At 64.2% G+C, this 22113-nt stretch carries 20 protein-coding genes; 4 read left to right on the forward strand and 16 right to left on the reverse strand.

Going from position 1 to position 22113, the window contains the following annotated elements; all coding sequences use genetic code 11:
* Positions 1–27 precede the first annotated feature (27 nt).
* Positions 28–279 (reverse strand): hypothetical protein, encoded by a 252-nt coding sequence (locus ACFSNN_RS40555; RefSeq protein ID WP_166799200.1) that lies wholly within the window; start codon positions 277–279, stop codon positions 28–30.
* Here ACFSNN_RS40555 and ACFSNN_RS40560 point away from each other — a divergent pair.
* Both ACFSNN_RS40560 and ACFSNN_RS40565 read left to right on the forward strand, forming a co-directional pair.
* Positions 227–2041, forward strand: a complete 1815-nt coding sequence (locus ACFSNN_RS40560) for a putative bifunctional diguanylate cyclase/phosphodiesterase (protein ID WP_134456444.1) — start codon at positions 227–229, stop codon at positions 2039–2041. The two genes, ACFSNN_RS40555 and ACFSNN_RS40560, sit on opposite strands and share 53 nt — an antisense overlap.
* A 103-nt stretch (positions 2042–2144) precedes the next feature.
* The gene (locus tag ACFSNN_RS40565) at positions 2145–3602 is read left to right on the forward strand and encodes an HDOD domain-containing protein (protein WP_134456445.1); all 1458 of its coding nucleotides are present in this window, start codon (positions 2145–2147) and stop codon (positions 3600–3602) included.
* Between the two features lie 136 nt (positions 3603–3738).
* Here the strand turns inward: ACFSNN_RS40565 and ACFSNN_RS40570 are convergent, their stop codons facing one another.
* Complete coding sequence (locus ACFSNN_RS40570) at positions 3739–5109, reverse strand: EAL and HDOD domain-containing protein (protein WP_134456446.1); 1371 nt, start codon at positions 5107–5109, stop codon at positions 3739–3741.
* Between the two features lie 263 nt (positions 5110–5372).
* Here ACFSNN_RS40570 and ACFSNN_RS40575 point away from each other — a divergent pair, with 263 nt between their 5' ends.
* On the forward strand, positions 5373–6131 hold the full coding sequence (locus ACFSNN_RS40575) for an acetoacetate decarboxylase (protein ID WP_134456447.1): 759 nt from the start codon (positions 5373–5375) through the stop codon (positions 6129–6131).
* Positions 6132–6251: 120 nt separating this feature from the next.
* Here the strand turns inward: ACFSNN_RS40575 and ACFSNN_RS40580 are convergent, their stop codons facing one another.
* On the reverse strand, positions 6252–7046 hold the full coding sequence (locus ACFSNN_RS40580; protein WP_134456448.1) for an ABC transporter substrate-binding protein: 795 nt from the start codon (positions 7044–7046) through the stop codon (positions 6252–6254).
* A 246-nt stretch (positions 7047–7292) separates the two neighbouring features.
* The gene (locus tag ACFSNN_RS40585; protein ID WP_134456449.1) at positions 7293–8201 is read right to left on the reverse strand and encodes a LysR family transcriptional regulator; all 909 of its coding nucleotides are present in this window, start codon (positions 8199–8201) and stop codon (positions 7293–7295) included.
* Positions 8202–8326: 125 nt separating this feature from the next.
* On the opposite strand from ACFSNN_RS40585, the gene gstA reads away from it, so the two are divergent.
* The gene (gstA, locus tag ACFSNN_RS40590; protein ID WP_134456450.1) at positions 8327–8947 is read left to right on the forward strand and encodes a glutathione transferase GstA; all 621 of its coding nucleotides are present in this window, start codon (positions 8327–8329) and stop codon (positions 8945–8947) included.
* 67 nt (positions 8948–9014) lie between these two features.
* Here gstA and astE read toward each other — a convergent pair whose 3' ends face one another.
* The 12 genes from astE to ACFSNN_RS40650 all read right to left on the reverse strand — a co-directional run bounded on the left by astE (position 9015) and on the right by ACFSNN_RS40650 (position 21559).
* On the reverse strand, positions 9015–10067 hold the full coding sequence (gene astE / locus ACFSNN_RS40595) for a succinylglutamate desuccinylase (protein ID WP_244322750.1): 1053 nt from the start codon (positions 10065–10067) through the stop codon (positions 9015–9017).
* Positions 10051–11391, reverse strand: a complete 1341-nt coding sequence (gene astB, locus ACFSNN_RS40600; protein WP_134456451.1) for an N-succinylarginine dihydrolase — start codon at positions 11389–11391, stop codon at positions 10051–10053. Before astB ends, astE begins: the two co-directional genes overlap by 17 nt.
* A gap of 9 nt (positions 11392–11400) precedes the next feature.
* Entirely contained in the window at positions 11401–12864 is a 1464-nt protein-coding gene (gene astD, locus ACFSNN_RS40605) for a succinylglutamate-semialdehyde dehydrogenase (RefSeq protein WP_134456452.1), read from the reverse strand.
* A gap of 2 nt (positions 12865–12866) precedes the next feature.
* Positions 12867–13907 carry an arginine N-succinyltransferase gene (gene astA, locus ACFSNN_RS40610; protein WP_134456453.1) on the reverse strand — a complete coding sequence of 347 codons (1041 nt, stop codon included), beginning with the start codon at positions 13905–13907 and terminating at the stop codon, positions 12867–12869.
* Positions 13904–14962, reverse strand: a complete 1059-nt coding sequence (gene aruF / locus ACFSNN_RS40615) for an arginine/ornithine succinyltransferase subunit alpha (protein WP_134458910.1) — start codon at positions 14960–14962, stop codon at positions 13904–13906. Before aruF ends, astA begins: the two co-directional genes overlap by 4 nt.
* A gap of 41 nt (positions 14963–15003) precedes the next feature.
* Positions 15004–16239 (reverse strand): aspartate aminotransferase family protein, encoded by a 1236-nt coding sequence (locus ACFSNN_RS40620; protein WP_134456454.1) that lies wholly within the window; start codon positions 16237–16239, stop codon positions 15004–15006.
* A gap of 142 nt (positions 16240–16381) precedes the next feature.
* Positions 16382–17431: a GlxA family transcriptional regulator gene (locus tag ACFSNN_RS40625; protein WP_134456455.1), complete on the reverse strand. Its 1050-nt coding sequence runs from the start codon at positions 17429–17431 to the stop codon at positions 16382–16384.
* A gap of 25 nt (positions 17432–17456) precedes the next feature.
* Positions 17457–18248, reverse strand: coding sequence for an ABC transporter ATP-binding protein (locus tag ACFSNN_RS40630; RefSeq protein ID WP_134456456.1), 792 nt, complete (start codon positions 18246–18248; stop codon positions 17457–17459).
* A gap of 81 nt (positions 18249–18329) precedes the next feature.
* Entirely contained in the window at positions 18330–19043 is a 714-nt protein-coding gene (locus ACFSNN_RS40635) for an ABC transporter permease (protein ID WP_134456457.1), read from the reverse strand.
* Positions 19044–19047: 4 nt separating this feature from the next.
* Entirely contained in the window at positions 19048–19737 is a 690-nt protein-coding gene (locus ACFSNN_RS40640; RefSeq protein WP_012432581.1) for an ABC transporter permease, read from the reverse strand.
* A 281-nt stretch (positions 19738–20018) separates the two neighbouring features.
* Positions 20019–20972, reverse strand: a complete 954-nt coding sequence (locus ACFSNN_RS40645) for a patatin-like phospholipase family protein (protein ID WP_134456458.1) — start codon at positions 20970–20972, stop codon at positions 20019–20021.
* A gap of 35 nt (positions 20973–21007) precedes the next feature.
* A complete protein-coding gene (locus tag ACFSNN_RS40650) occupies positions 21008–21559 on the reverse strand; it encodes a hypothetical protein (protein ID WP_106312383.1) in 552 nt (183 codons plus the stop codon).
* Positions 21560–22113: the final 554 nt, after the last annotated feature.

A 22113-nucleotide genomic window follows, 5' to 3' on the forward strand; every position in this document is an offset into this window, starting at 1 on the left:
TATTAACGGACGTCGCACAGCCGCACTTTAACCGAATCGTTCTCCGGTCGCGGCCAAGCCGTGCAAGCGTTTCCTTACCGGATGTTTTTTGCCGCGGGCGCTAAAGATTTCGCCGCAAGGGTCGTTATCTCGTTCTGATGGGGCGGCCTGATACATCCTGCCGCCCTGATTGGCGGGCAAGCAAGCCGCCCCGCCTGCAGACGAATACAGGTTGCCAGCGATAAACATGGAAGCGAACAGGATCACCGCGCCCCGCCGGGGCTCCTTGCGCACGGTCATGGACCGGCTTCGTGCGTTCGGCCGGCGCGTGGACGGCAAACCGCAGGCGGCCGCAAGCCGCGCTGCGCAACTGGAACAGGTGGTCGGCGCCGTCGACCTGCTGGCGCACGTCGACGACGAACTGCGCTTCATCTATGTGTCCGAAGCCAGCCTGCGCTTCATCGGCTATCACCGCGAGTATCTCGAGACCATCACGCTGCACGACCTCGTGGCGCCGGCCGACGTGCCGCGCCTCGACACGCTGCTGACGCGCGCCGCCGTCTCGGGCAACGTCGAGAAGGCCACGCTGAGCCTCATCAAGTCGCTGACTTATCCGATCACGGTCGAACTGCGCGTGGTGCGCAGCAGCCACGACGGCACCGCGGGCTATGCGATCGCCGGCTTCGACGTATCGGCGTGGCGCGCCACAGAGGAACGTTTGACCCAGGCGCTGCATCTGGACCGCCTGACCAATCTGGCCAACCAGTCGGCGCTGATTCCCGCGCTCCTCGACGCCCAGCAGCAAGCCGACGCGCACGGCACACCGGCCGCGCTGCTGCTGCTCGACCTCGACGACTATCAGCGCGTGAACCGCGCGCTCGGCTACGATGCCGGCGACGACATGCTGCGCGACACCTCGCGCCGCATCCTGAACATGACGAGCCCGAACGAGACCGTGGCGCGCGTGGCCAGCGACGAGTTCGCGATTCTCGTGAAGCCCGCCGCCAGCCGCACCGACGCGGCGGCCGCCGCCGAAACGCTGGCGCGGCGCCTCCTGACCGCGATCCAGCAGCCGTATGTGTTCAACGGCCAGCAGGTGCATCTGTCGGCGAGCATCGGCATCGCGCTCTATCCGGACGTGCGCCACGCCAACGACACCGCCGGCCACGACACCCATCTGCTGCGCTGGGCCGATCACGCCCTCCTGCAGGCCAAGGCGGCCGGCGGCAACACGCTCGCCTTCTACGTCCCCGACGACAACCCCGCCGACGCCGAGCGCCTGAAGCTGGAGGCCGACCTCTACGACGGTGTGCGCAACGGCGAGTTCTCGCTACACTTCCAGCCGATCACGAGCAGCCGCACGCACGGCGTGGTCGGCGTGGAAGCGCTGATCCGCTGGTTGCATCCGGTGCACGGACTGGTGCCGCCGTCCATGTTCATCCCACTTGCCGAGTCGATCGGCCTGATCAACTTCCTCGGCAACTGGGTGTTGAAGGTGGCCTGCATGCAGTTGATCCAGTGGGATGCGAAAGGCATCTCCCTGCAATACGTGGCCGTGAACGTGTCGCCGCAGCAGTTCCGCGATCCGCGCTTCAAGGATTCCGTGCGCGAGGCGATCGAGTTGACCGGCATCGATCCGCGCCGGCTCGTGTTCGAGATCACCGAAAGCCTGCTGATGCACGACCCGGCGCACGCCAAGGGCCTGCTTGAAGACCTGACCGCCATGGGCATCCGCTTCGCGGTCGACGACTTCGGCACCGGTTATTCGAGCCTGGCTTACCTGCAACGCTTCCCGCTGGCCAAGCTCAAGATCGACAGGAGTTTTGTCGAGAATCTGCTAACCTCCCGGAACGATCAGGCAATCGTGAGCGCCGTCGTGGGCCTCGCCCAGACACTGGATCTCGAGCTGGTGGCCGAGGGCGTCGAAACGGAAGCGCAGCGCGCCCTGCTCACCGAGATGGGATGCGATCATATCCAGGGGTGGCTCGTCTGCAAGGCGCTGCCCTCCGACGAACTCGCGCAGCGTTTCGAAACGCGCACGCTTCATTTGCACAGCGCCTAGCCATGCAGGCAAGGCGCTCATGTCGTGAATCATGCAGCGGAACAAGCCGGCCTCTGGCCGGCGTGGCACTCATTGGAACATGTATGGCTTTGGCGGGACTCACATGGTAAAGGCGGCGGTGCTCGACCGGCTCTGGACGCGAATGAGCGAGCGCGGCGATTTCCCCATGCTGTCGCAGTCGCTGCGCTCCACCATGGCGGCGATGAACAATGACGATCTCGACTTCACCGGCCTCGTGCAGGTGGTGCTGTCCGACTTCGCGCTCACGCAAAAGGTGTTGCGGCTTGCCAACTCGGCCATGTACATGGCGTTCGGCGGCAACATCACCACCGTGTCGCGCGCGCTGATGGTGCTCGGCATGGACGCGGTCGGCCATCTGGTGGTCGGTCTGAAAATAGTCGATCACTTCCATCACAGCGCACCGCGCCGCATCGACGCGAAACTCGAACTGAACCGCACGCTGCTGTCGGGCTGCGTCGCGCGCAAGCTGACCGAGCGCGGCGATCTGCGCGCCGGCGAGGAAGCCGTGGTCTGCACGCTGATGCGGCAGATCGGCAAGCTGCTGGTGGTGTTCTATCTCGACGCCGAATGGGATCAGATTCGCCGCCATATCGACGACGGCGCGCTCGAAGCCGATGCCTGCGTGCTGGTGCTCGGCGTCACCTTCGACGAAATCGGCGCCGAAGCCGCCGTGCGCTGGCGCCTGCCCGACATGATCCGCTCCGGCATGGGCGAGTTCGATCCGCAAGACGTCACGCAGCCGCGCCAGGTGCAATGGCTGCGCGCCATCACCAATTACTCCACGGCGGTCGCCGATGTGCTTACCCAGCAGAACATGCCGGACTGGGAGCGCGAGGAACGCATCGCCGAACTGGCGCAGGAATATAGCGGCGCGCTGAACACCGATCCCGAAGTGCTGCTCCAGATGAGCGTGGCGCTTGCCCGCGAAGAAGGCGGCGACGGCGTGATGCGCGAAATCGTCGAGCTGCGCGCCAACGCGGACGCGATCGCGCGCGAGGCGCTCAGCCCCGAGGCGCGCATCGCGGTGGGCGTGCAAGATCTGCGCGGCCTGCCGGAAGGCAGCCCGTTAGCGCCGGCACTGGCGCTGGCCGCGGAAACACTGCTCGCCGGCCTGGGCTTCGCGCGCACGGTGGTGTTCGTCAAGCACAGCAACGGCACCTTCAAGGCGCGCCTCGGTCTCGGACCGAAGATCGACGCGGCGTTGCCAAAGCTGACCTTCAACACCGCTTTCGAGCCCGACGTGTTTCATCTGGCGATCGCGAACTCGGTGGGCATCTTCATCGAGAATGCGCGCGATCCGAAGATGGTCGCGCGGCTGCCCGAATGGTTTCGCCGCTCCTTCGACGACGCCCGCGCCTTCGTGCTGCTGCCAGTCGTCGATGAAAGCGACACGACCGTGGCGCTCCTCTACGGCGACTGGTCGCATAGTCAGGAGCCAAGGCGCATCTCACAGAAAGAGATGAGCGTGTTGAATGAGCTGGCCAAGGAGTTAGGCCGTTTTTTCGGCCTGGGGCAGATGCGGGAAATGGAGACGATGTGAAGACCTGGCGTGATCGTTGATCACTCCGCTTCACTCTCCCCTGTTCTGTGTTTGCCCGACGCCAGGTTGCACCTGATTCAGTTCCGCCGGAACCGCCATGCCTCGCATGCCGCGGTCTCCGGCTGAAGCGCTGATCTCAATCCTCGATTCTTTCCAGCCCTTCCGCGCTGCGGTCCGCGACACCGGCCCACGCGCCGGCCGCCAGACCCAGTTCCGCGACCTCCTCCACCGTCAACGGCTGCAGGCGTTCGCACAGCGTGCCGATCTCATCCCACGCGCCACGTTCGAGCGCTTCGACCGCGCTCAGCAGCAAGCCCAGCACGCCCTGCCGACTCAGGATGCCCGCCTGGATCGGACGCGACAACGTCAGCAGGTTCAAGGTGCTTTCGAGCGAGCCGCCGAACACCGCGTCGACGAATGAAAATACGCCGGTCAGGAACGCCGCATCGGCTTCGTCGCGGCCGGCTTCGGGCAGGCGCTCGATCGCCAGTTCCATGAAGCGCGCGCGGGTCGCGGCAAGTTGCAGCAAGGGATCGTCTTCGAGGGCGACCTTGCGGCCGTCGGCGTAGAGCAGCAGCTGCGTCCAGCGCGCGATGCGGTTGGTGCCGGTCGCGTTGATCGCTTCGCGCAGCGTCGTGACCTTGTGGCCGACCGCGAGGCCGCTCGAATTGGCGAGCTTCATCAGGTGCATCACCAGCACCGGGTTCAGCTTGAGTTCGGCTTCGAGTTGCGCGACGGTCGGATCGCCCGAAAGGAGTTGCAGCAGGTTCAGCAATGCATGGCGGGGCGCGCTGACACGGCGCGTCGCCGAGGTCTGCGCTCGCGCGAAGAAATAACCCTGAAAGCGATCGAAGCCGAGTCCATGCGCCGTTTCGAAATCGGCCTGGGCGTCGATGCCCGAGGCGACCAGCAGCTTGCCCGCCGACTTGAGCACGCTCGCCAGTTTCGGCAGCAGCGCGCGCGGCGCGTGCATGAAATCGATCTTGACGACTTCGGCGTAGGGCAACAGTTTGGCGAAGGCTTCGTTGGGCTGGCTCACCTCGTCGAGCACAAAGCGATAGCGCCGCCCATGCAACTGGACGATGCGCGCCACCAGCGCATCGTCGATCTCGATGGTGGGCGCCAATTCGAGCATGAAGCGCTCGGCGGGCAGCCGCAGGATCGCGTCGTCGAAAAGCATTTGGCGGCTGACGTCGACATAGGCCGGATGCCCGGTCAGCGCGCCGCGCACATTGCCCTGAAGCAGGCCGTGAAGGATGGCTCGCGCCACGCGTTGCGCCGGATCGGGCGCGCGCTGCGACGACGCGTCTGCCTCGCTGTTCTCATGGCCGGCGGCATGCGCGGCGTCCGCAGTCTCCGCGGCACATTCCGGTGCGCGCACCTTGATCTCGTAGCCGCAGAGCATGCCGTCGCGGTTCAGAATAGGCTGCCGCGCGAAGCTGGCATTCAATTGCGCATCGTCCGCTGCACCCGTGTGGCCCGGATTCTCGATTGCGATGGTGGTCATTGCACTCCCCCGCTAAGCGCCGCCCCGGCGCCTACTGCTGTATTTTGGTTTTCGCTGCGCCGTCAGCGCCCGGCCTTCGCGTGAAGCCGTAACGTCTGCGGTGCGCTCGCCGATTTTAGCGCAGGCCGCCATGCGCGGACACGTCCGTGAAGCAATATCTGGAAATAATTGGAGAGCAGTCTGAGCGCAAGGCAACGCGGAATCGACGATACTCTTGTGCAGTGCAAAAGCGGTCCAATCGCGTTTAACCACCAAGGAAAAACATGGACGTCAAAAGCGTGCTGTCAAATGCCTTCGCCATGCCGATCACGAACCCGGCATTCCCCATGGGCCCGTACCGGTTCATCGATCGCGAATTTCTGATCATCACCTACCGCACCGATCCGGACAAACTGCGCGCCGTGGTGCCCGAGCCGCTCGAGATCGGCGAGCCGCTAGTGCACTACGAGTTCATCCGCATGCCGGACTCGACGGGTTTCGGCGACTACACGGAAAGCGGCCAGGTGATCCCGGTGTCGTACAAGGGCGTGGCGGGTGGCTACACGCTGGCCATGTATCTGGACGACCATCCGCCCATCGCCGGCGGCCGCGAGCTGTGGGGCTTTCCGAAGAAGCTCGCGAACCCGGTGCTCGCGGTTCATACCGACACGCTCGTCGGCACGCTCGACTACGGTCCGGTACGCATCGCCACCGGTACGATGGGCTACAAGCATCGGCAGCTCGATCTGGCGCAGCAGAAAAAGCGCCTCGAAACGCCGAACTTTTTGCTCAAGGTGATTCCGCATGTGGACGGCACGCCGCGCATCTGCGAACTGGTGCGCTACTACCTGCAGGACATCGATCTGAAAGGCGCGTGGACCGGCCCGGCCGCGCTCGAACTGGCGCATCACGCGCTCGCGCCGGTCGCGGAGTTGCCGGTGCTGGAGATTGTCGAGGCGCGCCATCTGCTTGCCGATCTGACGCTCGGTCTCGGCGAAGTAGTATTCGATTATCTCGATCAGCCGGAAGCGAACGTGCGTTGACCGGATAGCACTCGCCTCGCGCGCCGCTCGAATGCAAACGGCCGCTATCAGCGGCCGTTTGCATCAGCTACGACGAATCGCGTAAGGCGTAAGACGTAAGACGCGCGTCACTTCCGCGCGTTACTTCAACACCACCTTCACGTCGAAGTACTTCGCTGCGAAACGGTCGATCGTGCCGTCCGCCTTCAGTTCCTTGAGCGCCTGGTTCAGCGCGTCCTTCAAGGCCTTGTCGCCCTTGCGAACGCCGAAGCCTACGCCCGCGCCGAGCAGCTTCTCATCGCTGACGGCCGGACCGGCGAACTCGAAGCCCGCGCCTTGCGGCTTCTTCAGGAAGCCCTTCGACGCGGCTTCCGCGTCCTGGAAGGCAGCGTCCAGACGCCCCGAAGCGAGGTCGGCGTAAATCTGATCCTGCGTCTGATACGGCACGACGTCGACGCCAGCCGGCGCCCAACGCGCTTTTGCGTAAGTTTCCTGAATCGTGCCTTGCAGCACGCCGACATGCTTACCCTTGAGCGACGCCGGCGTCGGCAGCAGACCGCTGCCCTTCTTCGCGATCATCTGATTCGGGATGGTGTAGATCGGATCCGTGAAATCGACCGCCTGACGGCGCTGATCCGTGATCGTCATGTCCGAGTTGATGGCGTTGAACTTGCGCGCCTGCAAGGCAGGGATCAGACCGTCGAACGAGTTCTCGACCCACACGCATTTGGCCTTCAGCTTCGCGCACACGGCATTGCCGACGTCGATGTCGAAACCCTGCAACTCGCCCGAAGGCGACTTCGATTCGAACGGCGCATACGACGCCTCGACGCCGAAATGCACTTCCTTGATATCCGCCGCCGCCGCGGTGCCGGCCGTGGCCGACGCCGCTGCGAACAGCGCGAGCGCAGCCATGTTTCGCCAATTCATCTTCATTACGGGTGTTCCTCTACGGTATTGAATAAGACGGAGCCGAATCCGGGCAAGCATGATTGCCGCGCCAAAATTGCGATTCAAACTCATGCGGCCGGTGTGGTGCAGCGCAACAGCCGCGAGGCCGCGATTGTACAGGCTGTGTTTGCCGCGCCTGCGGGCGCGCCGCGTGGCTCGCCGGTGGGCACGCGCTTCGGGCTCACGTGTAAAGGTGTAAATAGCTGTCGCGTTCAGGCAAAGCGGAACGCCTTAGCGTGCGCCGTCGCCCGCTGCAAAGTCGCCGCTAAGCTGCTGCGACAGATGCGTATAGACGGCAGCCACATGCGGCAAATGACGCGACTCCGGATGCGCGAGCACCCACACCTGCGACTCGGCTTCGTCGAGCGGCGGCGTCAATTGCGCGAGATCGTCGCGGCCGCGCGCGAGAAAGGTCGGAAAGATGCCGACGCCAAAACCGCGCACCACGAGTTCGAACACCGCCATCACGCTGTTGGTCTTGTAGCGCGGCTCGACTGCCGGGCAATGACGCTTGCGCCATAGCACCGAAGGGTGATCGCCGAGCGAGGCGTCCGGGGCCGCCCAGTCGCAACGCGCCAGCGCATCGACGTCGCTCGCATGAATGCCGCTGCTTTTCGCGGCGAATACCGCGATACGCAGCGGACCCACGTGCTTGCCGACCAGATGATCGGGCGCGCGGCGCGTCGCACGCACGGCGATATCGGCGTCGCGCTTGGTGAGACTCGCGAGACTGTTGGTCGCCGTCAGCTCGAACGACAACGCCGGATGCAGCGCCACGAAATCATGCAGCGCGGGCAACAGCAGACCGTAGAGCACGGTATCGGTGGTCGTCACATGAACGCTGCCGGACACGCGGTCGCTGCTGGCCTGCACCGTAGAGCGCGCCGCCGCAAGTTCGCTTTCGATGCGCTCGGCGTGACGCGCCAATTGCGCGCCGAGCGGCGTGGCGCGATAACCGCTGCGCGAGCGCTCGAACAGACGCTGCCCCAGCCCGCGTTCGATCCGCTGCACCGAGCGAAAGATGGTCGAGGCGTCGATACCCAGACGCTGCGCGGCTTCCGCCAGCGTGCCGGCGCGCACCAGCGCGAGAATGGTCTGCGTATCCGCCGAAGTCAGTTCGTATTGCGTTTTTGCACGCATGGTTTGGCAAGCCGCCTGTTTATCCGGAATGCGATTCGGGCTACTTTTACCACATGGACTTGTCGGCCGACGAGCTTCGCCACCGGCACCTGCCGGACTTGAACCTCATCTATGGTGGTGAAAACATGAAACTCTATTACTCGCCGGGCGCCTGTTCGTTGGCGGTTCACATTGCACTGCGCGAAGCGGACCTCGACTTCGAAGGCATCAAGGTCAATCTGCAAACGCACAAGCTCGCCAACGGCGACGACTATTACGCGATTTCGCCGCGCGGCTATGTGCCCCTGCTCGAATTCGCCGACGGTTCGCGCCACACCGAAGGCGCCGCCCTATTGCAATACGTCGCGGATCTTGCGCCCGAGTCGGATTTGCTGCCGCGTGCGGGTTCCCCACAGCGGCTCGAAGCACTCGGCTGGCTCACGTATATCAGCACGGAATTGCACAAGACGTTCAGCCCGTGGCTCTGGCATCAGGAGACGGCCGAATCGACGAAGGCCGAATGCCGCGCCAAACTCGCCACCCGTTTTAGCGAACTCGAAAAGGTGCTCGCGGCACGCGACTATCTGACGGGACAGTTCTCCGCCGCCGATGCGTATGCGTTCACCGTGCTGAGCTGGGCGCGCATGCTGTCGATCGAGCTCGGCGCTTATCCGAAGCTGGAGGCGTATCTGGAGCGCGTTGCGGCACGGCCGAAGGTGCGGCAAGCGATGGTGGCGGAAGGTTTGATCCGCGCGAACGCGGCTTAACCGGCCACGCGAGTGAGAAACGTTGCGCGCGCTGCCGCGCAACGTTCGGGTCTTGCATAGTCGTGAACTACACGAGCTTCGAGAGCGTGTCCTCTGTCGTCTCGACGACCATCAAACCGGCGCGCAAACCGGGCTTAACCGTCGCGTTCGGAAACACGAGCCGTTCCTCGTCGTGCTGCACGACATAGCGGTAATCGCCGTCGCGGGCAAGCACGGTGCCTTTCGCGAACGGCGTGAAATTCGCGACATCGGCGGCGACCAGCATTTCGAACGCGTCGCTTTGCTTGGTGATCTGATCGATCACCGTGAAAGCGCGCGGCAGGTCCGCACGAACCTCGCCGCGCATGCCGGCCAGCAGATGACGCACCGCGTGGTCGGCGCCGGCGAAACGCGTCAGATCGTTCTGACCGAACGGACGCACCTTGCCGAGCTCCAGCGTGCACGCTTCGGCGCCGCATGCCTGCGCGGTGAAATGCGAATACGTATTGCCCTTCGTGGTGTGCAACAGCACCGCGCTGATACGCGCTTCGCCGAGCCATTCGAACATGGCGCGCGAAAACGGCTTGCCGGTATGCGGCAGCAACGCGAACTGTTCGAAGGCGGACGCGCGGATCGCCGTGTGCATGTCGATATGCCAGCGCGCGCCCGGCTCACTCGATGCTGCCGCGAAGAACTGCGTCGCCGCCTGTTCGAGCGCGGCGGCACGCGGTGCTTCGTAACTCTGCGGCACTTGCAGATGACGGCCGCTGAAGAGGCGGTTCAGATCGTCGTCGCGATAACGGCACGCGTCGCGCATGGCGTCGACGTTGCCGAGAATCACCAGCAGGCGGCAGGTCAGCGCGGCGGTGCCTTGTGCGATGTCACGCACAAGGAAACCCAGCAGTTCGATCGGCGCGGTCTCGTCGCCATGCACGCCGGCGGAGACGAGCACGCTGCGCACGCTCTCGTCCTGCGCCGCGGGCTCCATCAACAGTACGCCGTCGTCCAGCCACGACCAGCGCACGCCGCCGGTACACGTACCCCGCGCTTCAGTCGCGGCCGGTCGCGTGCCCGCCAGCGTGTAGGCGAGGAAATCGTCGAGCAGCGGCACCGGCATGTCGCGCTCAGCGCTGGAAGTCATACAGCGAACCCAAACCGAGAATCTGCGTAAGTTCGTCGAGCGCGGTGCGCGATTCGGCGAGCAATTGCGGGTCGGTCAGATCGGCCGGCGCGAGGCGGTCACGATAATGTTTTTCGATCCACGTATCCAGTCGGCCGAACAACGTGTCGTTGATCCACACGCCTTGCGTCACCGCCGCGCGCTCCGCGTCGTCGAGGACGACACGCAGACGCAGACACGCCGGGCCGCCGCCGTTCTTCATGCTTTCGCGCAGATCGAACACCAGCACGTCGTCGATCGGACCTGCGTGCGATGCCAGATCGTCCAGATACGCGGCCACGCGCGGATTCTCGCGGCATTCCTGCGGCACCACCAGCACCTGCTTGCCGTCCGGGCGCGTCAGCAACTGGCTGTTGAACAGATACGAGGTGACGGCGTCGGCCACGCTCACCTGCGCGTCCGGCACCTCGATCACGTTGAAGTCCGCTTTCAGCCCGGTGAGCTTCGAGCGCAATTCGTCGTACACCGCGTTCTGTTCGACGAACGCCAGTTGATGACAGAACAGCGTATTGCGATTGCCGACCGCGATCACGTCGTTATGGAACACGCCCGCGTCGATCACGTCGGGATTCTGCTGCGCGTACACCGTCGCCGCTTCGGCGAGGCCATGACGATGCGCGACCGCGCGGCTCGCCTCGAAGGTTTGACGCGCCGGGAAGCGCTTCGGCTCCGGTCCGCGACGATACTCGCTGCGGCCATACACGAAGAATTCGACGCCACGTGCCGCATATTCCGCGCAGAAGCGCGTGTGATTCGCCGCGCCTTCGTCGCCGAGCGCGGGCGTGCCGGGCAGCGCCTCGTGCACCACGAAGCGGTCGGCGTCGTTGAAAATCGCGCGCAACGTGCGGCGCGTCGACTCGTGTTCGATCGCGCGATGCAGCTTGCTGCACAGATTGGCCGGCGTAAAATGCACGCGGCCGTCATGCGTGTCGGCGGATGGGCTCACGGTCGCCGCATTCGCGGTCCACATCGCCGACGCCGAACTCGCGGCGGCCAGCAACTCGGGCGCGTCTCTCGCCACCCGCGCGATTACGGTCGCGTCGTCGCCGGAGAAACCCAGCTCGCGCAACAGACGCATCGACGGACGCTCCTGCGGCGGCAACACGCCCTGGTGAAAGCCGAGATCGGCCAATTGCTTCATCTTGCGCAGGCCCTGGCGCGCCGCTGCCTTGGGATTCGCAATCGACTTCTCGTTGTTCTGCGACGCGACGTTGCCGAACGAGAGCCCCGCGTAGTTGTGGGTCGGGCCGACCAGGCCGTCGAAATTGGCTTCAGTGGCTTGCATCGTCGATCCTTAGAATTGAAGGCCCGGCGAGACGCTCGCGGGCATGTGCAGTTGCGCGCTTTCGACGGACGCCATCGGGAACGCGCAGTAGTCGGCGGCGTAATATGCGCTCGGCCGGTGATTGCCCGAGCGGCCCGGGCCGCCGAAAGGCGCGCCCGACGATGCGCCGTTGGTCGGCCGGTTCCAGTTGACGATGCCGGCGCGGATGGTGCGCTGGAAGTGCGTCCAGAGCGCTTCGTCGTCGGCAAGCAGGCCGGCGGAGAGGCCGAATTCGGTGTCGTTGGCTTGCTCCAGCGCTTCGTTGAAGCTGCCGTAGCGGATGATTTGCGCCAAAGGACCGAAGTGTTCTTCGTCCGGCAGATTCTTGACATTCGTCACGTCGAGAATCGCGGGTGTGACGAAGCCGAGTTTCGGATCGCGCTGCTCCATCTTGAGCACTGCCTTGGCGCCGTCGGCCAGCAGGCGTTCTTGCGCGGCGACAAGTCGCGACGCGGCACGCGCCGAAATCACCGCGCCCATGAACGGCTGCGGATCCGCGTTGTATTCACCGACTGTGATGCGCGACGTGACTTCGGTGAAGCGCTCCATGAAGCGATCACCGCCCGCGTCGTTCGGTACGAAAATACGCCGCGCGCACGTGCAGCGCTGCCCCGCCGAGAGAAACGCCGACTGAATCGTGTGATGCACGGCGGCATCGACATCGGTCACCGGTCCGATCACGAGCGGATTGTTGCCGCCCATTTCGAGCGCCAGTACGATTTCCGGGCGGCCGCCGAATTGCTTGTGCAGCAATGTTCCGGTATCCGAACTACCCGTGAAGAACAGCCCGTCGATCTGCCGGTGATTCGCCAGCGCAATGCCGGTGTCCTTCTCGCCTTGCACGAGGTTCAGCACACCCGAAGGCAAACCGGCATCGCGCCAGATCTGCACGGTGAGCGCGGCCACGCCGGGCGCGAGTTCCGACGGTTTGAATACGACCGCATTGCCCGCGATCAGCGCCGGCACGATATGTCCGTTCGGCAAGTGACCAGGGAAATTGTACGGACCGAACACCGCCACCACGCCATGCGGACGATGCCGGAGCACGGCTGTGCCATCCGCCATCGCCGATCTCTTTTCACCGGTGCGCTCGTTATAAGCCTGAATCGAGATCTCGACCTTGGCCGCCATCGAAGCCGCTTCGGTGCGCGCTTCCCACAACGGCTTGCCGGTTTCGCGGCCAATCGCTTCAGCCAGCGCTTCCTTGCGCTCCGTCACGAGCGCGGCGAAGCGGCGCAACACGCCGCAACGCTCGTCGAGGCTCAACGCCGACCACGCGGCGAAGGCGCGGCGCGCGCTGCGCACCGCACGGTCGACGTCGTCCGCCGAGGCGCTGTTGCCTTCCCATACCGCCGCGCCCGTGCCCGGGTTGTGCGACGCGAATGCGGGTCCTGTGCCGGCGGCCCATTCGCCGTCGATGAAAAGCTCGCTCATGATCATCCCTGTTTGTGTTTCTGCGGCAGCACGCGCACGAGGTCGCCTGCCTTGACGTCGAGTGCCGCGGCTTCGGTCGCGCTCAGACGGAACACGCCGTCCTGCGGCACGCCCGCCACCACGCCGACCCGAAAATCGCCCAATGACGTATTCGACACCATCGATTTCTGCGTATCCTGCTGCGCGCCCGAGGCGCTCGACGCCGCGATTTCAACCGGCACCACCACGCTCTCGCGCACCGTGCGCAAGTCGGCGATATGGCATTCGAGCACCGGACCGGCATCGAAGATATCGACGTGATTCTCGTAGCGCAGCCCTTCCGATTCGAGCATGCGGCGCGCCGGAATCGTGTCGTTGTGCGTGAGGCCGACGCATTGCTGCGCCTCTTCCGGCAACAACTCGACATACACCGGATAGCGCGGCATCAGCTCGGCGAGAAACGCCTTGCGGCCATGCGAACTCAGATAGTCCGCTGCGTTGAAATCGATCTGGTAGAAATGCGAGCCGACCGCGCGCCAGAACGGCGAGGTGCCTTCGGCATCGAAATGGCCGCGCAATTCCGCGCACAGACGCTGCGGAAAGCGCTCGCGAAACTGCGCGAGAAACATGAAGCGCGAACGCGACAGCAAGCCGCCCACGCCGCTCGTGCGATAACGCGGGCTGAGGAACAGCGAGCACACTTCGGCATAACCCGTCAGGTCGTGCGAGATATTCAGCGCGCGCATGCGCGTCCAGATGCCGAGGTCCTGGCTCGCGTGCACCACCGTGCTCACGCGATAGTTGTAGAACGGCTGTTGCAGCCCGACCGCGGTTTCGATGCCGCACACGCCGGCGACGTCACCCGTGTCCGTGTCTTCCATCACGAAGAAGTAGCCGGCTTCATGCGGCTCGGCCTTATCTTCCATCGTGCGGCGCGCGCGTTCCACGCGTGCCGCGAGTGCGTCGCGATCCGGCTTGAAGGTGGTCAGACCCGGGCCGGTTTCCTGCGCGAGCCGCATGAGCGCGTCCACATCGCCTCGTTGCACAACGCGAACGACGATCATCGTGCCTCTCCCGATTGTTCATCCTGATGCGGCTGGTGCAGCCGCACGCAGCGCACCGTATCGCCTTGTTCAACGCCGAGCGCCGCGCGCGCCGCGTGCGGCAACGACGCGCCGGCTTCTTTACCCGCTGTCAATTCGCCGAGCACGCAGCGGAACTCGCCGTCGGCGCCGTTATGTGCGATCAGATACGTCGAACCGTCAGCAGACGCATGGTTCTCATGCACCGCACGCGTCTCGTTGCGCGTCACGCAAGCGCTGCGATCCACCTGCGCGGTCAACACCGGCCCCGCGTCGAAAATGTCGATATAACGGTCCGTCTCGAAGCCTTCTTCGAGGTGTATCTCATACGCAAGCAAAGCCTTCGAATCCGGCTCGCCGAGCACGCGCTGCGCCGCCTCCGGCAGCAACGGCACGTAGATGGGATACGTGGGCATCACTTCGGCGATGAACGTGCGGCTGCGGCCACCCGATTCGATCTCGATGTCGGCAAAATTGCGGCCGAAAAACTTGCGCCCCACCGCTTCCCAGAACGGCGATACGCCGTTCTCGTCAGTGACGCCGAGCAGCAGCGAAAACACCTCGGGCGTGAAGCGCTTGCGATTGGCGGCGATATACATCATCCGCGCGCGCGACATCAGATGCGCGGCGGCGTCGCCACGTAGCGACGGATCGATGTAATAGCCCGCGAGGCGGCTCTTGCCGGTCAACTCATGCGACATGGTCAGCGCGTGAATCTTGCGGTTCACATGCAGTTCTCGCGACGCATGAATCAGCGCGTCGTTGCGAAACGCGTAGAACGGGTCCGAATAACCGGCCGCGGCGACAATGCTCGCCGTGCCCATCAGCTTGCCGCTCTCCGAGTCTTCGAGCACGAACAGATAGAACTCCTCGCCCGGAAAATCGACTTCCGCGCGAAACGAGTCTTCCGATAACGCGACGCGCGCTTCGAGCGCACGCCGGTCGTGCGGCAGGGAATGCAGCACCGGTTGCGCGGTGCGCGCCATATGTTCGAGCGCGTCGAGATCGGCGAGGCGGCCTGGGCGTACGAAGAGCATCATCGTTCCTGTTGAATGTGACGCATGATCAATGCCGTGGCTCAGTTCGACGCCGCTTCGGCCTTCGCGCCGACAATGCTTTCGACGGCCTTGGCGAGTCGCTCGAAGCCTTCGTTCATGTCGTCGAGCGGCATGATCAGCGACGGCACGAAACGCAGCACGTCAGGACCGGCCATCAGCATGATCACGCCGTGCTGGCCTGCGGCCGTGACGAAATCTTTCGCGCGGCCCTTGAATGCGTCGGTCAGTTCCGCGCCGATCAGAAGACCGCGGCCGCGCACTTCCGTGAACAGGCCGAAGCGTTCGTTGAGCTTCGCGAGGTGGCCTTTCAGCGCTTCACTGCGCGAGCGCACGCCTTCGAGCAGCTTCGGATCGCTGACCAGCTCGACCACCTTTTCAGCGATCGCCGCGCCAAGCGGATTGCCGCCGTACGTCGTGCCATGCACGCCGACCTTGAAATATGCGGCCAGCTCGTTGGTGGTCAGCATCGCGCCGATCGGGAAACCGTTGCCGAGCGCTTTCGCCGTGGTGAGAATGTCCGGCGTCACGCCGGTTTCCTGGTACGCGTAGAAATAGCCGCTGCGGCCCACGCCCGTTTGTACCTCGTCAAAAATCAGCAGTGCGCCATGCTGATCGCACGCTTCGCGCAGCGCCTTCAGGAACGCCGGATCCGCCGGGATCACGCCGCCTTCGCCCTGAATCGGCTCGACGATCACCGCGCAGGTTTGTGCGCCGATGGCTTTCTTCGCGGCTTCGATGTCGTTGTACGGCAGATGCGTGATGCCGGCCGGCACCGGGCCGAAGCCTTCCGAATACTTCGGCTGGCCGCCTACGCTGACCGTGAAGAACGTGCGGCCATGGAACGACTGCGTGAACGAGATGATTTCGTATTTATCCGCGCCGTGGCGGTCGAATGCGACGCGGCGCGCCAGCTTCAACGCGGCCTCGTTCGCTTCCGCGCCCGAGTTGGCGAAGAACGCGCGGTCGGCGAACGTCAGGTCTTCGAGGCGTTTGGCGAGGCGCAGCACCGGCTCGTTGGTGTAACCATTGCCGATATGCCACAACTTGCCGCCCTGTTCGTGCAGCACGTTCAGCAGTTCGGGATGCGCATGGCCCAGAGCGGTGACGGCGATGCCGCCGGCGAAGTCGATATAGTCGTGGCCTTGCGTATCCCAGACGCGTGAGCCGAGACCGCGATCCGGCACGAAGGCGGCGGGCGAAAACACCGGCACCATGACTTCGTCGAAGGTCTGGCGTGTCACTGTCAGGTCGTTCATGGCAAATCCTCGTTACAGGTGAGAGGTAATACAGGTAGTGTAGGAAACCGCACGCGATACGTCTTGCGCATACGCGACGCTTTCTATGAGGTTCCAACGCGAATCGCGCCGGAGTTTGGCTTGGGCCGCGCGCCCGCTCGCGTCAATCCGCCTGATCCGGCCGCTCGATCAGCGCGCCGGGCCGCGGCTCGCTGGCCGCCGCGCCGCTTGCGCCGGTCTGCTTGTCGATCCAGTTACGACGATCCTCGCGCGGTGTGACACCAAAGCGTTCACGGTACGCATTCGAAAAGTGCGCCGCCGACGAAAACCCGCAAGCCAGGCTGATCTGCACCACCGACTTGCTGGTGCGCTGCAATTGCGTGCGCGCTTTCGAAAGCCGCAGCCCCAGATAGTATTTGGACGGCATCGAGCCGAGATACTGGCGAAACAGGCGTTCCAATTGCCGCCGCGACACGCCGATCAGACCGGCGATCTCGTCGGTGGTGAGCGGGTCTTCGATATTCGCTTCCATCAGCAGCAACGCGTCGTTCAGGCGCGGATGACGCTCGCCCGGCGCGGTCACGAACGGAATGCGCTGACGCTCCTCGCCCGCGCGCAACACGCCGACGCCGAGCGTGTCCGCAATCCGATCCGCGAGTTCGGGGCCGTGCTCGCGGCCGATCATCGCCAGCATGAAGTCGACGGTCGCCTGGCCGCCCGCGCAGGTTGCGCGATCGCGGTCGATTTCGAAGATCTGTTGCGTGACGATGGAGCGTTCGAACTGCTCGGAGAACTGCTGATAGGTTTCCCAGTTGACGCTCACGCGATAGCCGGACAACTGCCCCGCCATGGCGAGCCACCAGACGCCGTGATGAATGCCGGTGACGAGCGGCGTGCGCTGCCCGACGCGCGCGAGGCTGGCGAGAAAGAGGCGATAGTCGGCGAATTGCTGAAAGCGTTCGCTGACGATGATCAGCCAGTCGCATGCAATCGCATCGCCGAACGCGGCGTCGGCGGGCCAATTCGCGCCGCCCGCGAGCGGCACCGCGCGGCCGTCCCACGAGCACACCTGCACGCGGTACAGCGCGCGGCCGTCGATTTCATTGGCGAGATTGAGCGCGTCGACAATCGGCCCCACGCCCGACATCGACACGGGCGGCAAGGCGACGATGGCAACCTGAGTGGTGCGAGCCGGGCTGGACGTGCGAGCCATCGAGTGAATCCGCGCGAGCCGCGCGTTACTTCAGGCTGCCGGAGAGGAACTGCTTGAGCCGTTCGCTGCGCGGCGCGCTCAGCACTTCGGCGGGCAGGCCTTCTTCTTCGGTGCGTCCTTGATGCAGGAACATCACATGGTTCGACACGTTGCGCGCGAAACCCATTTCGTGCGTGACGACGATCATCGTGCGGCCTTCTTCGGCGAGCTTCTGCATGACCTTCAGCACCTCACCGACCAGTTCGGGATCGAGCGCGGAAGTCGGCTCGTCGAACAGCATCACGTCGGGGTTCATGGCGAGCGCGCGGGCAATCGCCACACGCTGCTGCTGCCCGCCCGACAGATGCGACGGATACTGCTTTTCGAGGCGCGGCGCGAGACCGACCTTCTCCAGATATTCGCGCGCGCGGTCTTCGGCTTCCTTGCGCTTCAGACCCAGCACATGAATCGGCGCCTCGACGATGTTCTCAATCACATTCATGTGCGCCCACAAGTTGAAGTGCTGAAACACCATGGCGAGCTTGGTGCGGATGCGCTGCAATTGCTTGTGATCGGCGACTTCGAGATTGCCGGCGCGATCGGTTTTCGTCTTCACCATCTCGCCGTCGACGACGATCTGCCCGGCATTCGGCCGCTCGAGGAAATTGATGCAGCGCAAGAAGGTGCTCTTGCCCGACCCGCTCGCGCCGATGATGCTGATCACGTCGCCCTTGTTCGCGTTGAGCGACACGCCCTTGAGCACTTCGTTGTCGCCGTAGCGCTTATGGATGTCCTGTACGGCGAGCTTGCAAGCTTCGGTTTGAGTCGTGTGGAGCAAGATGCTCTCCCTTTGAAAATACGGATCAATCTGCGTGACGGCGCGAGAATGCCGCGCCGCCCATTGCAAACACGGCGCGATTCAATGCGTGCGCACCGCCAGGTAACCCAGCCAATGACGCTCGGCGCGACGGAACAAAGCCACCAGCGCGAACGACACCACGAGGTACATCAGCGCCGCGAGGCCGAACGCATCGAACGACTGGTAAGTAGCCGAGTTCGCGTCGCGCGCCACCTTCAGGATGTCCGGCACCGTGGCCGTAAAGGCGACCGTGGTGGCGTGCAGCATCAGGATCACTTCGTTACTGTACAACGGCAAGGCCCGGCGCAGCGCGGACGGTATCACAATGCGCCGGTACATCGTGAACCAGCTCATGCCGTAGGCGCGCGCCGCTTCCACTTCGCCGTGCGAGGTCGAGCGGATCGCGCCGGCGAAAATCTCGGTGGTGTACGCGCAGGTGTTCAGTGCGAAGGCGAGAATCGCGCAGTGAAAACCGCTGCGGAAAAATGCGTCCAGCAGTTGATGCGAGCGCACGAATTCGAGGCTGTACATGCCGGTATAGATCAGCAACAGCTGCACGTACAGCGGCGTGCCGCGAAACACGTAAGTGTAAAGACGCACCGGCGTGGAGAGCCAGCGCTTCTTCGACACGCGCGCCACCGCCAGCGGAATCGCCGCACAAAAGCCGATCCCGACCGATGCCACCAGCAGCCACAGCGTGACCGCGAGGCCGGATATGCGCTGGCCGTCCCAGTACAGGAACGCGCGCCAGAATTGATTGAGGATGTCGATCATGGTCTCAGAGCTCCGCGTGCCGTACGCCGATCGAATAGCGCTTTTCCAGCCAGATCAGCACGAGATTCGACGCGGTGGTGATCGCCAGATAGATCAGCGCGGCGACCAGGATGAAGAAGAACATGTTGAAGGTGCTCTTGCCGGCGTCCTGCGCGGCTTTGACCACGTCGGCGAGACCGATGATCGACACCAGCGCCGTCGCTTTCACCAGCACCTGCCAGTTGTTGCCGATGCCCGGCAGCGCGAAACGCATCATCTGCGGGAACAGGATGCGCGTGAACACGCGCGCGCCGCTCATGCCGTACGCGCTGCCCGCTTCGAGCTGGCCGCGCGGCACCGCCAGAAACGCGCCGCGAAAGGTCTCGGTGAAGTACGCGCCGTAGATGAAGCCGAGCGTCAGGACGCCGGCCACGAACGGATCGATATCGAACTGCGGGAGGTTCAGCGCGTCGGTGAGATTGTTGACCGCGATCTGGATGCTGTAGAACAGCAGCAGCATCAGCACGAGGTCGGGCACCGAGCGGATCAGCGTCGTGTAGCCGGTCGCGATTGCCCGCAGCGGGCGGTTGAACGAGAGTTTCGCCGCCGCGCCCGCGAGACCGAGCAGCACGGCGGCCGCCAGCGACAGGACGGACAGCTCGATCGTCTGGATCGTGCCGGCCAGCAACACCGGACCAAAGCCGTATAGGAACACGCGTGTCTCCATCCAGGTTGTTTGAGGATGTACCGGACGGTGTCGGCTTGTGTCTGCCCCACTCGTCCAGCATGGCGCGCAGTCTCGCAAGCGAAAATTAATTTCTCAAAGGCGCACGCAGGCTTTGTTGCAATGCAACAAGACGTGCTTTGCCGCGCCGCGCGGCTTGCAGGGCTTGGTTTTGCAGGGCATTGGCGTTTACTGGGCGGGAAGCGGGCAGGAAGCGCGCGGCGAGGCGCCGCCGCGATTTAGCAAGTTTCGGGTCGCTTTTTCGATAGACGCTAATCGATCCCAAGCCTTGCGCGGATCGCCGGCAGCATGTATTCCACCGCCGCGCGCCCTTCCTCGATGGCCGGCGCCGCACGATGAAAGTCGAAAATCCCCATGCCGCCCAGGCGCGGCTGAATCAGGATATCCGCCGGCTCGCCCGCGAGGCGGCTGCGCGTAATCCGCACCTGCATGATGTCGATGCTTTGCGCGATCGAACTCAGCATGGACGGCACGCGTGCGCTCGGCGCGGGCGGCACGCGCACGTCGTCGGTGACGCGCGCGTCGGCGGGCGCGAGCCACTTCGGCCAAGGCTTGCCGTTGCGGCGCAGCGCGAGCGGCGGCGGCGCCGTCGGATCGATGGCGGGCGTGTCGACCACCGCGCCGCCGAAATCACGGCCATTCAGAATGTCGTTGTTCAGATCGACGGCGATCACGCAGTCCGCGCGCATGCCGCGCGCCACCGAAACGGGCACCGGGTTGCTCAATCCGCCGTCCACCAGCCAGACACCGTTGTGCCACACCGGCGTGAAAATCCCGGGGATCGCAATCGAGGCGCGCACCGCGTCGACCACGCTGCCGTCCTGCAACCAGCTCTCGCGGCCCGAATCGAGTTCGGTGGCGACAGCCGCGAACGGCATGTTCAACTGCGCGATCGAGCGGCCGTTGAATTTGTCGGCGAAGAGCTGGATCACTTTGCGCCCGCCGAGCAGCCCGCCCGACAGACGCAGATCGAGCAGGCGCACCACCGTCTGCCACGTGAGACGCGAGACCCACTCCTCGAGCCAGTCGAGATCGCCGTTCGCATACACCGCGCCCACCAGCGCGCCGATCGACGAGCCGCACACCACATCGGGCTTGATGCCCGCATCGTGCAGCGCGCGAATCGCACCGATATGCGCCCAGCCGCGCGCGGCGCCGCCCCCTAACACCAGCCCGATCCGGCTGTATCGACGTCGACGAATCATCTTCTTCCCCGCTTCTGTCTTCTACCTTCTACTTTCTATCGCCCACGGATCACGTCCGAGCGCGATGTCGTGTACACCTTCTGAAACTGGTCGAAATGCACGTTGAAAATCCCTTCTTCGGTCACGCCGCCTTCGCGCCACTTCCAGCTCCACACGGTTTCCGGTTTGAGCGGAAACACCGCAACCTGACCGGGCTTGCCGAGCAGTCGGCGCACTTCGTCCTCGCTCATGCCGATGCGGATCTTCGCGAAGTTGGCCGCCGTGAGCACCTGGGTGATCGCCTGCAATTTGCCGTCGCGATCGATGTCGACCATGTACGTATTCAGGCCTTGTGGGCCGCGCGGATATTCGAAGCGTTTGGAACCGTCGGTGAAGGTGCGCTCGGTTTCCGGCTTGCCCCACTGGTCGCGGATTTGCGCTTCGGTCGTGACGCCCGGCGTCATGTCCTTGAGCAGCAACGCATCCGGTTTGACGGCGTTGAAGAATTCCTTGAGTTTTTGCACGGCGCGGTCGCTCGATTGGTCGTCGCAACCGGCCAGCGCGACGCACGCGGCCAGCATGGCGACAGTCAGCAGTTTGAGGCTCACAGCGAGTTTTTCCTGTACGGACGCAGGCCGCGAAGGCCGCATCCCGTTGTGTAGTGTCTGCTACAGGATAACCGCGCACGGGCAAAACCGCGAGCGGGCGCGGCAAGGCGGTGTGCGCCGTCGTACACGATGGCGCAGGCAAGCGGCGGCGATGGCGGGAGCTCGCGTGGCGAAGCACGTTGAAAACCGTCGCCACAAGCAAAAAGGCGACGCTGTGCAAAGCGTCGCCGGGTCGGTCGATACGGTCAACCGGAAAATGGAAGCGGCCCTTTGGGCCACCTGAAAACGAGGCACCGCGGACGACGCGCAGCGGTCTGGTTCCGGACGAAGCGGTGAGCAACCTTGGCTGCTCACCTTGCGCCATCGCCGGAATGGCAAACCGCTGCTGGATTGGCCGCCCTGGTCCCTCGATAAGCCTTCCAAGTGCAGCTAATCTAAACGGATTGGCGGCTTTAGACGAGAGCGCGTTTACACCGAATCGGCAGATGATTTGCGTTGCGCGGCGAGGTTGCCAGCGCCTTGCGACGAGAGGCTGCAGACGCGTCGAGGCGCGG

This window comes from Paraburkholderia dipogonis, from assembly GCF_042680985.1.
GTDB lineage: Bacteria > Pseudomonadota > Gammaproteobacteria > Burkholderiales > Burkholderiaceae > Paraburkholderia > Paraburkholderia phytofirmans.